The sequence below is a fragment of the Ensifer sp. genome (assembly GCF_035999185.1).
GTDB lineage: Bacteria > Pseudomonadota > Alphaproteobacteria > Rhizobiales > Rhizobiaceae > Ensifer.
The window spans coordinates 53728-68432 of record NZ_DASYHB010000219.1; the positions used below are offsets into that span (position 1 = coordinate 53728).

At 63.2% G+C, this 14705-nt stretch carries 13 protein-coding genes; 3 read left to right on the forward strand and 10 right to left on the reverse strand.

The window, feature by feature from the left end; genetic code table 11:
- Window positions 1-14: 14 nt before the first annotated feature.
- From VGO04_RS31825 to VGO04_RS31840, 4 genes are read right to left on the reverse strand one after another with little or no spacing between them, the layout of a single operon-like run.
- Window positions 15-566, reverse strand: a complete 552-nt coding sequence (locus tag VGO04_RS31825; protein WP_327499984.1) for a sarcosine oxidase subunit gamma — start codon at window positions 564-566, stop codon at window positions 15-17.
- Window positions 559-3552, reverse strand: coding sequence for a sarcosine oxidase subunit alpha (locus VGO04_RS31830; protein ID WP_327499985.1), 2994 nt, complete (start codon window positions 3550-3552; stop codon window positions 559-561). Before VGO04_RS31830 ends, VGO04_RS31825 begins: the two co-directional genes overlap by 8 nt.
- A complete protein-coding gene (locus VGO04_RS31835; protein WP_327499986.1) occupies window positions 3549-3869 on the reverse strand; it encodes a sarcosine oxidase subunit delta in 321 nt (106 codons plus the stop codon). The genes VGO04_RS31830 and VGO04_RS31835 overlap by 4 nt, the downstream gene beginning before the upstream one ends.
- Window positions 3870-3879: 10 nt before the next feature.
- On the reverse strand, window positions 3880-5133 hold the full coding sequence (locus VGO04_RS31840) for a sarcosine oxidase subunit beta family protein (RefSeq protein ID WP_327499987.1): 1254 nt from the start codon (window positions 5131-5133) through the stop codon (window positions 3880-3882).
- 337 nt (window positions 5134-5470) lie between these two features.
- Between VGO04_RS31840 and rpsU the strand changes: the two genes are divergently transcribed.
- The 3 genes from rpsU to VGO04_RS31855 all read left to right on the forward strand — a co-directional run bounded on the left by rpsU (window position 5471) and on the right by VGO04_RS31855 (window position 7459).
- Window positions 5471-5683 carry a 30S ribosomal protein S21 gene (gene rpsU / locus VGO04_RS31845; protein ID WP_012709405.1) on the forward strand — a complete coding sequence of 71 codons (213 nt, stop codon included), beginning with the start codon at window positions 5471-5473 and terminating at the stop codon, window positions 5681-5683.
- Window positions 5684-5946: 263 nt separating this feature from the next.
- The gene (locus VGO04_RS31850) at window positions 5947-6834 is read left to right on the forward strand and encodes a tetratricopeptide repeat protein (protein WP_327499988.1); all 888 of its coding nucleotides are present in this window, start codon (window positions 5947-5949) and stop codon (window positions 6832-6834) included.
- Window positions 6835-6982: 148 nt separating this feature from the next.
- A complete protein-coding gene (locus tag VGO04_RS31855) occupies window positions 6983-7459 on the forward strand; it encodes a DUF992 domain-containing protein (RefSeq protein ID WP_327499989.1) in 477 nt (158 codons plus the stop codon).
- A gap of 81 nt (window positions 7460-7540) precedes the next feature.
- On the opposite strand, the gene VGO04_RS31860 is transcribed toward VGO04_RS31855, so the two are convergent.
- The 6 genes from VGO04_RS31860 to VGO04_RS31885 form a co-directional block, all read right to left on the reverse strand.
- Window positions 7541-8941: an NAD(P)(+) transhydrogenase (Re/Si-specific) subunit beta gene (locus VGO04_RS31860; protein ID WP_327499990.1), complete on the reverse strand. Its 1401-nt coding sequence runs from the start codon at window positions 8939-8941 to the stop codon at window positions 7541-7543.
- 10 nt (window positions 8942-8951) lie between these two features.
- On the reverse strand, window positions 8952-9362 hold the full coding sequence (locus tag VGO04_RS31865; protein WP_327499991.1) for an NAD(P) transhydrogenase subunit alpha: 411 nt from the start codon (window positions 9360-9362) through the stop codon (window positions 8952-8954).
- Window positions 9362-10507 carry a Re/Si-specific NAD(P)(+) transhydrogenase subunit alpha gene (locus VGO04_RS31870; RefSeq protein ID WP_327499992.1) on the reverse strand — a complete coding sequence of 382 codons (1146 nt, stop codon included), beginning with the start codon at window positions 10505-10507 and terminating at the stop codon, window positions 9362-9364. The genes VGO04_RS31865 and VGO04_RS31870 overlap by 1 nt, the downstream gene beginning before the upstream one ends.
- A 383-nt stretch (window positions 10508-10890) precedes the next feature.
- Window positions 10891-11115: an aa3-type cytochrome c oxidase subunit IV gene (locus tag VGO04_RS31875; RefSeq protein WP_327499993.1), complete on the reverse strand. Its 225-nt coding sequence runs from the start codon at window positions 11113-11115 to the stop codon at window positions 10891-10893.
- Between the two features lie 233 nt (window positions 11116-11348).
- Window positions 11349-12122 (reverse strand): N-acyl amino acid synthase FeeM domain-containing protein, encoded by a 774-nt coding sequence (locus VGO04_RS31880; RefSeq protein ID WP_327499994.1) that lies wholly within the window; start codon window positions 12120-12122, stop codon window positions 11349-11351.
- A 230-nt stretch (window positions 12123-12352) separates the two neighbouring features.
- A complete protein-coding gene (locus VGO04_RS31885; protein WP_327499995.1) occupies window positions 12353-14662 on the reverse strand; it encodes a putative bifunctional diguanylate cyclase/phosphodiesterase in 2310 nt (769 codons plus the stop codon).
- Window positions 14663-14705: the final 43 nt, after the last annotated feature.

Genomic DNA, 14705 nt, shown 5'->3' on the forward strand with positions numbered 1-14705 from the left:
CCCGGCTTTTTCATTCAATGGCCTGCGTCTTTCGCACCTTCGGACAGAAGCCCGAAGACGAAGGGCGAGAACGAGCGCCAGCACTCGACACGGAACTGGTCCTCAGCCGTGCGGAAGAGAACGATCTCTGCCTTGCCGAGGATCGTGCGCGAGCACGCTCCAACCGGGAAGATCGGCAGCGACAAATCCTGCGGGCAGCCGCTGTTGATCGCCACGTCCGCACCCGGTCCGCTGACGATGACGGCGACGTTGCGGTGCGAGATGTCGGCGGCCGAATGCAGCGTGCCGCTCGAGGCTGCCGCCGCCATCAGGTCGGCTTCGCCTTCGTCAAACACCAGCCATTCGTCCGGACCGATCCACAGCGCATGACGCTGGCCCGAGGAGGCCGAGGTCTTCGGCCGCGTCGGCAGCGAGACGCCGAGTGCGGCGGAAAGTGCCGGCAGCGCATCGGCGCCTGCACGCAGCGAGATGCGCGTCGCCGCCGGTGCCGGCGTCAGGATCGCTTCGGCCGAACCGCCGCGTGCGGTAAGCGCCGCCTTGCGGCTAGCAGTAACCTGGTCAGCCATGGAGGCGTCCCCCTTCCTTGTCAAAGAACACCATGTCGCTCACTTCGACGGCGATGGTGCGATCGGTCATCGGCACGTAGAGCGTCTGCCCGAGGCGCGCGCGGCCGCCAGCGACCATGGCGAGCGCGATCGAACGACCGCAATTTTCCGACCAGTAGGACGACGTCACGTGGCCCAGCATGGTCATCGGCTTCGGCTGGTTCGGATCGGCGACGATCTGTGCGCCCTCCTCCAGCACCACCTTCGGATCCTTGGTGAGAAGGCCGACGAGTTGCTTGCGGCCGTCCTTGACGAGATCCGGGCGCTTGAGGCCACGGATACCGACGAAGTCGGGCTTCTTCTTCGAGACCGCCCAGGAAAGGCCGGCATCGTCAGGCGTCAGCGTGCCGTCGGTGTCCTGGCCGACGATGATGTAGCCCTTTTCGGCGCGCAGCACGTGCATGGTTTCCGTGCCATAGGCGCAGGCGCCCATCGGCTCGGCCCGTGCCCAGATCGCTTCCCAGACCGCCTGGCCGTAATCGGCCGGCACGTTGACTTCGAAGCCAAGCTCGCCGGTGAACGACATGCGGAAGAGCCGGGTCGGCACGCCGCAGATCTTGCCCTCGGCAACGCTCATGTGCGGGAAGGCTTCGTTGGAAAGATCGATGCCTTCGACGAGCGGCGCGATGATCTCGCGCGCCTTCGGCCCCTGCACGGCGATGACGGCCCATTGTTCCGTCGTCGAGGTCAGCCACACCTTCAGATGCGGGAACTCGGTCTGCAGATAGTCCTCCATGTGGTTCATGACGCGCGGCGCTCCGCCGGTCGTCGTCGTCACGTGGAAGCGGTCCTCGGCCAGTCGACCAACGACGCCGTCGTCATAGACGAAGCCGTCGTCGCGCAGCATGATGCCGTAGCGGCAGCGGCCGGGCTTCAGGTTGTCCCAGGCGTTGGTGTACATCAGATTGAGGAACTGGGCCGCATCCGGGCCGACGACCTCGATCTTGCCGAGCGTCGAGGCGTCGAATACACCCGCGACATCGCGCACCGTCTTGCACTCGCGCGCGACCGCCTCGTGCATGTCTTCGCCCGCCTTCGGATAGAACCAGGCGCGCTTCCAGTTGCCGACATCCTCGAACTCGGCGCCGTGCGCCTCCTCCCAGGCATGGATCGGCGTCTTGCGCGCCGGATCGAAGAGAGGCCCACGCGAGTGGTTGACGATCGTGCCGAAGGTCACCGGCGTGTAGGGCTGGCGGAAGGTGGTGAGGCCCACCTGCGGAATGTCCTTGCCGAGCGCCTCGGCGGCGATCGCCAGACCATGCATGTTGGAAAGCTTGCCCTGGTCTGAGGCCATGCCGTTGGTGGTGAAGCGCTTGATATGCTCGATCGAGTGCATGCCTTCGCGCACGGCCAGACGGATGTCCTTGGCGCAGACGTCGTGCTGGAAGTCGATGAAGGCCTTGACGGTCGTGTCCGGCCCAGCCCCTTCGGCAGCGCCGATCATGCCGCCGGTCCAGCCGAAGCGGTTTTCGCCCGAAAGCGTCACCTGCGCTCCGCCTTCGACACCGGCCGCACGCGCGGTCAGCTCACCGGCAGCGAGCGCCTCGTCGATGGTTGCCTGCAGATCGTCGGTTCCGTTGCAGGCGCCGATCGACAGGCAATCCTGCAGATAGGTGCCCGGCAGGAAGCGCTGCGTCGCCGCATCGAACTTCACCTTGCCGCGCGACTGCGAGAACAGGTGCACCGACGGCGTCCAGCCGGCCGAAACCAGCAGTGCGTCGACGGCGAACTTGCGGGCCGAGCCGCCGCCGTTGCGGGCAACGCTGATCGAATTGACCCGCAGCTTGCCGCCGGCCTTGATCACCGAATGTCCTGATAGCACTTCGATGCCGAGTTTGCGCGCTTCGGCAAGGACGGCCTCGCCCGGGTTCTCCCGGCAGTCGACGATCACGGGTACCGTGACACCGGCGCGCTTGAGGTCGAAGGCGGCCTCATAGGCCGAGTCGTGGGCCGTGTAGACACCGACCTTCGAGCCGACAGAGACGCCGAAGTGGTTGAGATAGGTGCGGCCGGCCGAAGCGAGCATGATGCCCGGACGGTCGTTGTTGGCAAACACCATGTGCCGCTCGATCTGGCCGTTGGCCAGAATCACCTTCTTGGCGCGCACCTGCCACAGCCGCTCGCGCGGCAGCGACTTGTCGAGGGCAGCGAGGTGATCGGTCACCCGTTCGACCAGGCCGACGAAGTTGTGGTTGTAGTAGCCGAAGCCGGTGGTGCGGGTGAGAAGCGTGACGTTGTCCATGGCGGCGAGCGCCTTGGCCGTCTCCTGCGCCCAGTCCCAGCCGTCCTTGCCGTCGACCGTCGTGCCGCTTTCATAGCGAAGCGCGCCGCCGACTTCCGGCTGCTCGTCGCAGATGATCACCTTGGCACCGGCCTTGGCGGCCGCAAGCGCTGCCGAAAGACCGGCAACGCCCGCACCGATGACCAGCACGTCGCAATGGGCGTAGCGGCTGGCATAGTGATCCGGGTCCGCTTCCGTGGGGGCGACACCGAGACCCGCGGCCCGGCGGATGAAGGGCTCGTAGATCGCGTGCCAGGCCGCCTTCGGCCACATGAAAGTCTTGTAGTAGAAGCCGGCGGCGAAGAACGGCGACATCAGGTCGTTGATGCCACCGACGTCGAAGGCGAGCGACGGCCAGCGGTTCTGCGATTCCACCTTCATGCCGTCGAAGACTTCCTGCACCGTGGCGCGCACGTTCGGCTGGCGACGGGCGGCATCACGCGAGACGTCGAGCAGCGCGTTCGGCTCCTCGGCGCCGGCCGACAGAATGCCGCGCGGGCGGTGATACTTGAACGAACGGCCGACGAGATGAATGCCATTGGCCAGGAGCGCCGAGGCGACGGTGTCGCCCTCAAGCGCTGTCAGCGTGCGACCGTCGAAGGTGAAGCGCGCGGTGCGGGCGGGCGTCAGGCGGCCGACGCCTGGAATGCGATTGGCCCCCATCATTTCGTGGCTCCCTTATCCTGCTCGCTCTGAAGAATGGCGGCGACGTCAGGCTTCGGCTCGCCAGCCTTGTAGGTGGTGTAGAAACGGTCGCTGACCGTGTCACGGGCGGCGTTGAAGAAACGACCGCAGCCGTGGATGTGGCGCCAGCGTTCGAAGATCAGACCCTTCGGGTTCTGACGCAGGAAGAAATATTCCTCGAACTGCTCGTCGGTGATGTCGGCGATGTTGTCAGGGCGGGCGATATGGGCGTCGCCGGCACCGCGGAATTCGAGCTCGGAGCGCTCTTCCTCGCAATAGGGGCAGTAGATCAGAAGCATCTCGAAATCCTCAGTGCGCAACGGCGGCAGCTGCCGCCTCGTCGATGAGCCGGCCGGTGCGGAAGCGCTCCAGCGTCAGGCCTGCGGCGAGACGATGCGGCTCGCCCTTGGCGATCAGATGGGCGAAGAGATGGGCCGAGCCCGGCGTGGCCTTGAAGCCGCCAGTCCCCCAACCTGCGTTGAGGAAGAGGCCGGGAACCGGGGTCACTCCCTGGATCGGCGAGCGATCCTGGGTCACGTCGACGATACCGCCCCACTGGCGCATCATCTTGACGCGGCGGAACATCGGGAAGAGCTCGCAGATCGCGTCCAGCGTATGGGTGATGATCTGCAGGCCGCCGGTCTGCGAATAGGAATTGTACTGGTCGGTGCCGGCGCCGATGACGAACTCGCCCTTGTCGGACTGCGAGATATAGGCGTGCACCGAGTTCGACATGACGACGCAGGGGAAGATCGGCTTCAGCGGTTCGGAAACCAGCGCCTGCAGCGGTTGGCTCTGCAGCGGCACGCGCACGTCGGCCATCTGCATCAGCACCGAGGTATGGCCGGCGGCCGAAATGCCGACCTTCTTGGCGCCGATATAGCCGCGATTGGTGTCGACGCCGACGACCCGGCCGGTTTCGTCGCGGCGGATGCCGGTCACTTCGCAGTTCTGGATGATGTGGACGCCGCGGTCGGAGGCCGCACGTGCATAGCCCCAGGCAACCGCGTCATGGCGGGCCGTGCCGCCGCGGCGCTGCAGCGCCGCGCCATTGATCGGGTAGCGCGCCGTCTTGGCGATATCGAGCGGCGGACAATAGGCTTTGGCCTGCTCCGGCGTCAGCCACTCGTTGTCGATGCCATAGAGACGGTTGGCGTTGATATGGCGCTTGAACGACTGCTGGTCGTGGATGTTGTGCGATAGCATCATGACGCCGCGCGGCGAGTACATGACGTTGTAGTTCAGATCCTGCGACAGGTTTTCCCAGAGCTTCAGCGAATGCTCGTAGATGTCCATGCTCTCTTCATAGAGATAGTTGGACCGAATGATCGTGGTGTTGCGGCCGGTATTGCCGCCGCCGATCCAGCCCTTCTCTAGCACCGCGACGTTAGTGATGCCGTGCTCCTTGGCCAGATAATAGGCAGCCCCCAGGCCGTGGCCGCCGCCACCGATGATGATCGCGTCGTATTCCTTGCGCGGCTCAGGCGATGCCCAGTGCGGGCCCCACCCCTTGTGGCCGCGCAGCGCCTCGCGGGCCACGGCGAAAACTGAATATTTGCGCATCGGCCTTAAACTCCATGAACCCCGGTGATCATTCTCTTGGGCGTTAGAAATCGCAAATCCGAGACCTGCGCAACGTTTCTTTTGCGACGCAATTGCGTGGACTTGCGCGCAGTTGCGACATGGCTACGGATCCGTTACGCCGAAGGGCAAGCAGCGGCGCAACGCCCGGATCTCAGGATTTTTCAGCACCTCCTCATGTCGTCGCTGGACTTTCGCCTGACGATCTGCTATCCGCTCGTCTAATCGTAAAGCTTCCAGCTTAGCGAATGTCATTCTTTTGCCTCCGGCACCTGACGGAGCTGCAAACAACAACTCGAACCAAAGGAACGGGATTCACGTGCAGGTACTTGTCCGCGATAACAATGTCGATCAGGCGCTCCGCGCTCTCAAGAAGAAGATGCAGCGCGAAGGCATTTTCCGCGAAATGAAGATGCGCGATTTCTACGAGAAGCCGTCCCAGAAGCGCGCCCGCGAAAAGGCTGAAGCCGTTCGCCGCGTCCGCAAGCTGGCACGCAAGCGTGCACAGCGCGAAGGCCTCCTGGCCCGCTGATTTGTCGTTTTTTCGACGCTTTCCGATGTAAGTCGTGGCGGGGGCGATATATCGCCACCGCCTTTTTTTGGTATGGACATCTTTTCCGCCGACAGGCTAGCGTGACCAGCGCTGCCGGAGACGGAAGCCGACCGGAGTGTTTGGCCGGGCGGCCTGCCGTAGGCCTGATCTAGGCCCGGCTGCGGAGCCCCGGGGAGTATCGGCGGCTTCAGGAACAGAAAGCCGCCGGCTTTCGCGACCTTGTCGATTTGAGGGATCAACCTTTGACACTTGCTGCCATGACTGCGGACGTCTCCGGTTTAAATGTCCATGAGGCGTCTCGCCGCCACCAGCGCAAGCCGAGGCTTGCCGCCATGCTGATGCTCGGCTCGGCACTTCTTCTTGCAGGCTGCACGACCGACGGTCCGGACTCCGTGACCAACAAGGTTGAGCGCGAACAGGGCTCGCAGGAGAATATTGCCTCGCTGTCGAGCGTGATCGCCTCCAACCCGAGCGATCCGGAAGGCTACAATGTCCGCGGCTCGGCCTACGGCCGCGCCGGCGAATACCGCCGGGCCATTGCCGATTTCGACCAGGCGATCCAGCTCAATCCGCGCTTCTACCAGGCCTTTGCCAACCGGGCGCTGGTTCACCGCAACATGGGCAACACCCAGGCAGCGCTCGCCGACTACAACATGGCGCTGCAGCTCAACGCCAATTACGATGTCGCCTATATCGGTCGCGGCAATCTTTACCGCCAGGCCGGCCAGCTCGATTCCGCCTTCAACGATTTCAACAAGGCGATCCAGCTCGATACGACCGATCCGCGCGCCTATCACAATCGCGGCCTGATCTACCAGGCACGCAACCAGCACGGCCAGGCGATCGAGGATTTCTCGACCGCGATCTCGCTGTCGCCAAGCTCGCCGGAACCCTACAACGGCCGCGGCATTTCCTATGTCGCCCAAGGCGACGACGACAACGCCTTCTCGGACTTCAACACGGCCATCAACCTCAATGGCAAGGTCGCCGAATCCTGGGCCAACCAGGCGCTGATCTATGAGCGCAAGGGCGACAAGACCAAGGCCGCCAAGTCCTATTCGCATGCGCTGCAGCTCGACCCGAAGTATGAGCCCGCACGCGCCGGCCTTGCCCGCGTCAAGGCGTCCTAAACGCTCCGAACCTGCTTGTTCGAAACGCCCGCGATCATCTCGCGGGCGTTTTTGTTTGCGCAACACCTGGCGCACGCCCGAAAACACGCTCTGGAACAATCCTGGCGATCGTCCGTTTGCTTGAGGCAATAGGAACGGAGACTGAGCCATGATGAAACGAACCCTCGTCACCGCGCTGGCATTGGCAGCACTCGCCACAGGCCCGGCTGCAGCGCAAAACTATGTTGCGCTCGGTCGCCTCGTCTGCGGTTCGGAGGGCGGTACGGGCATGATCCTGACCTCCACCAAGAACCTGATGTGCACCTTCACGCCCGTCAACGGCGGAAAGAATGCCGTCTATGCCGGCACGATCCGCAAGATCGGCATCGACATCGGCAAGACCGGCAAGAGCACGATGGTCTGGGACGTCTTTGCCAAGACCGGCACGACGGTCAGCGAATTCGCGCTTGCCGGCGAGTATTACGGCATTGGCGCCGATGCGAGCATGGCCGTCGGTGGCGGCGCCAAGGTGATCGGCGGCGGCACCAACAAGGCCTTCATGCTGCAGCCGGTTAACGTCCAGCTGCAGGAGGGCCTGAACATCGCGATCGGAGTCGACGAATTGACGCTGGCACCCGCCGGCTGACGCTGCGCTCAGCGGCAGCCTTCCAATGCGAAAACGCCCGCCGAAAGGCGGGCGTTTCATTGTCAATGTGCTCGATAAGGCCTAAGCGTGCAGCGCCTTGACGATGTCTTCCGTCACCTTCTTGGCATCGCCAAGCAGCATCATGGTGCCGTCCTTGTAGAACAGCGTGTTGTCGATGCCGGCATAACCCGAGCCAAGCGAGCGCTTGACGAAGAGGCAGGTCTTGGCCTTGTCGACGTCGAGGATCGGCATACCGTAGATAGGCGAGGACTTGTCGTCGCGCGCAGCCGGGTTGGTGACGTCGTTGGCGCCGATGACATAGGCGACATCGGCCTGCGCGAACTCGGAGTTGATGTCCTCGAGCTCGAACACTTCGTCGTAGGGAACGTTCGCTTCCGCGAGCAGCACGTTCATGTGGCCGGGCATGCGGCCCGCGACCGGATGGATCGCGTACTTGACCTCGACACCGGCCGCCTTCAGCTGGTCGCCCATTTCGCGCAGCGCATGCTGTGCCTGGGCAACCGCCATACCGTAACCCGGCACGATGATCACCTTGGAGGCGTTCGCCATCAGGAAGGCCGCGTCGTCGGCCGAGCCCTGCTTGACCGTACGCTGCACGCCGTCGTCGCTGCCGGCCGCCGCGGTCTCGCCGCCGAAGCCGCCGAGAATGACCGAGATGAACGAACGGTTCATGCCCTTGCACATGATGTAGGAGAGGATCGCGCCCGAAGAGCCGACGAGCGCACCGGTAATGATCAGCGCCAGGTTGCCGAGCGTGAAGCCGATGCCGGCGGCTGCCCAACCCGAATAGGAATTGAGCATCGAGACGACCACCGGCATGTCGGCGCCGCCGATCGGGACGATGATCAGAACGCCGAGCGCCAGGGACAGCACGACGATCAGCCAGAACACGGTCGTGCTCTGCGTCAGCACCAGCATGACCACCAGCACGACGAGCGCGACCGCAAGGCCGGCGTTGATGGCGTGACGGCCCGCAAGCATGATCGGCTTGCCGGACATGCGCCCGTCAAGTTTCAGGAAGGCGATGATCGAACCGGTAAATGTGATGGCGCCGATGGCGACGCCGAGCGACATTTCGACCAGCGCCTGCGCATGGATGTCGCCGACGGTGCCGATGCCGAAACTTTCCGGCGCATACATGGCGGCAGCCGCCACCATGACGGCGGCAAGACCGACCAGCGAGTGGAAGGCGGCGACCAGCTGCGGCATCGAGGTCATGGCGATGCGGCGGGCGATGACGGCGCCGACGCCGCCACCGATGGCAAGACCGAGCACGATCAGCATCAGGCCGCCGAAGCTCGGCTTGGCGAGAAGCAGCGTCGTGACGATGGCAATGCCCATGCCGACCATCCCGTAGGTATTGCCCCGGCGGCTGGTGGTGGGATGCGACAGACCGCGCAGCGCCATGATGAACAGGACGCCGGAAACGAGATAGAGGAAGGCTGCGAAGTTGGCGTTCATCAGGCCGGCCTCACTTGTCTTTTTTCTTGTACATGGCGAGCATGCGCTGGGTGACAAGGAAGCCGCCGAAGATGTTGACGGAGGCAAGCACCAGCGCCACGAAGCCGAAGCCGGTGGCAAGGCCCGAGGCCGAAATGCCGACGGCCAGCAGCGCGCCGACGACGATGACCGACGAAATGGCATTGGTGACCGCCATGAGCGGCGTGTGCAGCGCCGGCGTTACCGACCAGACCACATAGTAGCCGACGAAGATCGCCAGCACGAAGATCGCCAGGCGAAAGACAAAGGGATCGATCGCCCCACCGGTGGCGCCGTGGGCAACGGCCCCGGCGGTATCGGGCAAGTATTCTGCCGCCGTGCGGACCGCTTCCACCGCCCGGTCGAGATCCGCGAGCGCCTTGTCGAGAAGTTCATTCGCCATCACTTGTCCCCCTTGCTGGCGCCGAAGTTCGGATGCATGACCTGACCCGCATGGGTCAGCGCCGTCGCCTTGACGAGCTCGTCTTCCATGTTGAGCGCAAGCGCCTTGGTTTCCTTGGAGACCATGGTCTCGAGGAAGGTGACGAGGTTCTTGGCATAGAGGCTGGACGCGGATGCCGCGATCCGGCCCGGCACGTTCAAATGGCCGATGACCTTGACGCCTTCGACGTCGGCAACCTTGCCGGCTTCCGCACCCTCGACGTTGCCGCCGCGCTCGACCGCCAGATCGACCGCGATCGAGCCGGGCTTCATGTTTTTCAGCATGTCACGGGTGACGAGCCGCGGCGCCGGACGGCCTGGGATCAGCGCCGTGGTAATGACGATGTCCTGCTTGGCGATATGCTCGGCAACGAGTGCTGCCTGCTTGGCCTGATACTCCCTGGACATTTCCTTGGCGTATCCGCCGGCCGTTTCGGCCGCCTTGAACTCCTCGTCCTCGACGGCAATGAACTTGGCGCCGAGCGAGGCGACCTGCTCCTTGGCGGCCGGACGCACGTCGGTGGCGGAAACCACCGCGCCGAGCCGGCGGGCCGTGGCGATCGCCTGGAGGCCGGCAACGCCGGCGCCCATGACGAAGACCTTGGCGGCCGGAACCGTGCCTGCCGCCGTCATCATCATCGGCAGCGCCCGGTCATATTCAGAGGCCGCATCGATCACCGCCTGATAGCCGGCAAGGTTGGCCTGGCTCGACAAAACGTCCATCGACTGCGCACGGGTGATGCGCGGCATCAGCTCCATCGCAAAGGCGGTCAGGCCCGCATTTGCCATCTCGGCGATCGCCACCTCGTTGCCGTAGGGGTCCATGATGGCGATAACGATCGCGCCGGACTTGTATCCGCCGATCTCGGCGCTCGTCGGCCGTCGTACCCTGAGCACGACGTCGGCCGTCATGGCGTCGGCAAGCGTGCCGATCCGGGCTCCTGCCTTTTCGAATTCAGCGTCGGGAATGCGTGACAAAAATCCGGCACCCGCTTCGATGACGACGTCGAAGCCGAGACCCTTCAGTTTCTTTACGGTATCCGGTGATGCGGCAACACGACCCTCGTTCGGGTCCGTTTCCTTGGCGACAAAGACAATCTCGCTCACAAATCCCCTCCCGGCCGCAATCGAGCCGAGGCCGGAATGCGGGCATCCTCTCCGACTGCAAAGCGGGCGGCCCTCCAAGCCAACACGCCTCCATGCGCCAGGCACAAAGGTGCCGAACACATATCTCCTGAAGCAGCGCCTGGATGCGCGAACCGGTGTCGATCCGTCGGCAATGAGCCTTGATCAGCCCCGCAGGTCTGCGTTCACTCCTCCCTCACGCAGTGAGGAAAATCCGTCGGGCCCGCCGCAACGGGCATCCGGGCATCAAGCCGCAAGCGTCGGCGCCTCCAGCCGACGGCATGCAGCTTCGTCCGGGCACAGGGCCCGGTTGCCAGGGAAGCGTCTTTCGCACGCTCCCTCAGCGATCCGTTCGGTAACGCCAATCAGCGAAGGAAGAAGAAGCCGGCGACGTTGAGCAGGATGAAGAGCACGATCGAGGAGATCAAGCCCATCGTCGTGAAGAAGCCCGCAGCCATGGCAATCAGCAGGGCGACGCAGAACAGCGTGCCATACTTCGAGGCATCCAGGAACCTGAGGTAGGTTTTCTCGTGTTCCGCATAGTCCATCGGAGCGCCCACATCGACCGGTCCAGAATGATGCTCAGCCATCGTCCATATTCTCCCTGAATGCCACGGCACGACCGCAAGGCCATCACCGCCCCTATCGAAGCAGGCCCCCGCGAAAAGACGCGAAAACCCTTATAGCTGCCCTTACACAATGCGCAGGGCGGGCGCAACGAAAACCCGTCTTTGGCAATACCTGATGGGGCGATATGTCATGCCTGACCGCGAGGGCGGCGCGCACGGGCGCGCCAGCCTTCGGCTCGCGCGTTTGCAGACGACTAGCGGAACACCGAGGTGCGGTAGGAACGGCCATAGCCGGTCTGTGCCATGCGTGCAGTCGGCAGGATCGTCAGTGGCGCGAACGGCACCTCGCTGCGGTCGGCAAACATCATCCGGCGTTCGAAGGGCTCCGAATCGAAGATCGGGTAGCGGTCGAGGATCGATGGCCTTTGTCCCCTCACCTGCGCCACAAGCAGGGCGCCATCGGCGTTGTAGACCCCGAGGTTCTCACGCTTGGCGACGACTGTCTCGGAGGCGAAGATGCGCTTGTAGAAAGCCGTGTGGCGCGGCCGGCAGGCGGTCAGGCAGCGGTCGGCCGAGAAGTATTCGCAGGCCATCGCGACCGGGCGCAGCGTCAGGTAGGGAAGCGCCCGCATCTCATCGCCGATGACATCCGGATCGACCGCCAGACGACCGGGGTCCACCAGCACCATGCCGGCATCGAGGAACGCGTCGATTTCCGGTGCGAAAATGATCCCCGACGTGCTGGCGCGATGATCCGGCGTCACGTGATGCACGCGCACGGTGCTGACGAGGCTCTCATCGAGATAGATGCCGAAGACATAGGCGTGGCTGTCGAAATCGAGATCGTCGATCAACGTCGATCCGGTCAGTTCCATCAGATTGACGGACTTGTAGGCCTTGTAACGCAGCCGCGCGATGTCCTCCATGTCCTCGCCGGTCTCGACCCGTCGGTATTCGACACGATCGAGCAAATGCATCAGCTTTTCAGAAAAACGCCCAGGCTCCGCCTGATGAACCGTCTCACCCATACTCAACACCTCATGGTTAACAAATCGTTAACCTATTGAGCAGTGAGGGGGCTGCAACCACAAAACGAAACAGTTCACCGTTAACTTTTTGTTAACTTTTAAATCGGTGAATTTTCGGGCAGATGCACACCCAAGCGCATCGAAGCCGAACGAATTTAAGGCGGAACTACAATACCTTAAGGCTTAAGGCGACAGTGCGGGAATGGCACAGGACGAAAAGCGACGAAGGGTCAGGCGATGCGCTTGCTTGAGGCCTTTGCGCCCCGTTTTGGCACACCATTCTTGCAGAGGGTTGCAATCGCCGAGGCCGGCATTGGTGCTGCAAAAACGAAGCCCTGTATCAAATCGGCACAATTGTGCTCGTTGATCAGCTGCAGCTGATCCGCCGTCTCGACACCTTCGACGACGATGCGCAGGCCGAGGGCCCGGGCAAGGTTCGCCGTGCCGCGCAATAGCTTGAAGCGTCGCGAGTCCTCGCGAATGTTGCGCACGAAGGAGCGATCGATCTTGATGATGTCGACCGGTAGTGCATCGAGATAGCTGAGGCTCGAATAGCCAGTGCCGAAATCGTCGATGGCAATGGTGATGCCGAGACTACGCAGCTCGCGCAGGATCGCCTGGGACTTCTGCGGCTCGTCCATCAGGCAGCTTTCGGTCACCTCCAGATGCAGCCGTGAAGCGTCGAGCCCCGTCGCCTGAAGCGCATCGGTTACCGTCGTCACGATGTCACTGCTGCGAAGATCGAGCACCGACAGGTTCACCGACACGGACACGTCGTTCGGCCAGTTCATGCAGTCGCGGCAGGCCTGGTCGAGGACGAAGCGCGTGATTTCCGTGACGAGGCCAAGCTCTTCCGCAAGCTGGATGAACACGTTCGGCGGCACGGGGCCACGCTCCGGATGCGTCCAGCGCGCCAGTGCCTCGCAGCATTCGACCCGGCCACCGTTCGGCGCAAACATCGGCTGGTAGGAGAGCGTCAGGCTGCGGGCGTTGATCGCCTCGCGCAGATCCTCCTTCAGCCTCTGGCGGTCGACATAGCGTGCGTCCATCTCGGCTTCGAACGCGGTGCAGCCGCCGCGGTTGCGCAGTTTCGTTTCGGAAAGGGCGAGGTCGGCCTTGATTTGCAGATCTTCCATGCGCACGTCGGCGCTCGTCGCAATGACGAAGCCCGCGCTCATCGTCATATTGAAGGTGAAACCACTGGCCTCGTAGATGCCGCGCAGATTGGCGTGAAGTCCGCGCATCCTCTCTTCCAGATCGGCAAGCGCGGCCCTGTTGGGGAAGAACACCACGAATTCGTCACCCATCAGCCGCGCGGCGATTGCATCATCGCCGGCAAGCGTCTTCAACCGCGCGGCGATCGCCTGCAGGAGCTTGTCGCCAACGATGTGGCCGCGCATGTCGTTGACATGCTTGAACTCGGTGACGTCAAGGAGCATCAGCCCGACTGGCCGGTCCTCACTGTCGTCAGCACTGACCGTCGCCAGAGCCAACTCGCCAAAATAGTCGCGGCTCGGAAGCTCCGTCAGCTTGTCGAAACGCACCATATGCAGGATCTGCTTTTCCGCCTGCACCCGTGCTGTGACATCTTCGAAGATCAGGACGGTATCGCCGTTGTCACGACGGCTCGCCGAAAACTCGAGGTGCAGTTCCTCGCTCACCGGGACCAGCACCTGCGGACGCTTGCCCTTGAGCAGGAGATCGAGCTGGCGTGAAATCGCCCTGGTTTGATCCGCGTCGAGCCGCATGCGCCGCGCGCCGCGGCGGATGACGTCATCGAGCAGCCAATCCTTCAGCTCCGTCCGATCGCCAAGAGCGAGCAATTCGCAGGCGCGCTCGTTGGCGACGACAACGCGGCCGTCAGCGTCAAGCATGAACAGCCCATGCGTCATGTTGTTCAGCGCCGTGTCGAACTGCCCGGCGATGGTGGCGATCTCGCGCGCCGCCAGCACGTTCTCGTAGAGGAAGGCGCGCACATTGTTGGCCATCATCCAGGTCGACAGGATGAACGGCAGAATGAGCACGGCAAGCGCCAGCATGAACACGTCCTGCAACGTGATCAGGCCCACGACGATTGGCAGGCACGCCGACGACGACAGCAACAGCACGGCTCGCTCCGAGCCATAATTGCGCCCGACGAGGGAAATCATCGAAGCGAGCGTGACCGATATGGTGGCAAGCTCGGAAAAGGAATCCTGGCTGACCGCAATGGCATAACCGCAGGCAATGCCGCAGGTGAGCGTGACGCTGACGCCACCGACGATGTAGCGGTTCTCCCATTTGCGGACCATCGCCCGATCGGCGTTCGAGAAATCCTGCCGGTCGAACCGCGCCATGTCGAGATTGCGCAGCGCCCAGAGCACGAAGATCGCACCGGAGCAGATCAGATAGAGCGGATCACTGGTCTTGAAATAGACGAGCAGGAACGTCACGACATGCGACAGCATGCCGATCACCAGCGTTTTGCGATGTTCGTAGAGCGAGCTCACGGATGACAGATACACGTCAGTCGGAAGAGCGCTCTGTCCAAGTCGCATCATGAACCAAGCTCCGGTTTACCGGATTGTTAGGGGTGATGACTTA

Bases quoted from the DNA above. Each gene is read 5' to 3' on its own strand.
- VGO04_RS31825 (WP_327499984.1), bottom strand. From the start codon at position 566: ATGGCTGACCAGGTTACTGCTAGCCGCAAGGCGGCGCTTACCGCACGC.
- VGO04_RS31830 (WP_327499985.1), bottom strand. From the start codon at position 3,552: ATGATGGGGGCCAATCGCATTCCAGGCGTCGGCCGCCTGACGCCCGCC.
- VGO04_RS31835 (WP_327499986.1), bottom strand. From the start codon at position 3,869: ATGCTTCTGATCTACTGCCCCTATTGCGAGGAAGAGCGCTCCGAGCTC.
- VGO04_RS31840 (WP_327499987.1), bottom strand. From the start codon at position 5,133: ATGCGCAAATATTCAGTTTTCGCCGTGGCCCGCGAGGCGCTGCGCGGC.
- VGO04_RS31855 (WP_327499989.1), top strand. From the start codon at position 6,983: ATGATGAAACGAACCCTCGTCACCGCGCTGGCATTGGCAGCACTCGCC.
- VGO04_RS31860 (WP_327499990.1), bottom strand. From the start codon at position 8,941: ATGAACGCCAACTTCGCAGCCTTCCTCTATCTCGTTTCCGGCGTCCTG.
- VGO04_RS31865 (WP_327499991.1), bottom strand. From the start codon at position 9,362: ATGGCGAATGAACTTCTCGACAAGGCGCTCGCGGATCTCGACCGGGCG.
- VGO04_RS31875 (WP_327499993.1), bottom strand. From the start codon at position 11,115: ATGGCTGAGCATCATTCTGGACCGGTCGATGTGGGCGCTCCGATGGAC.
- VGO04_RS31880 (WP_327499994.1), bottom strand. From the start codon at position 12,122: ATGGGTGAGACGGTTCATCAGGCGGAGCCTGGGCGTTTTTCTGAAAAG.
- VGO04_RS31885 (WP_327499995.1), bottom strand. From the start codon at position 14,662: ATGATGCGACTTGGACAGAGCGCTCTTCCGACTGACGTGTATCTGTCA.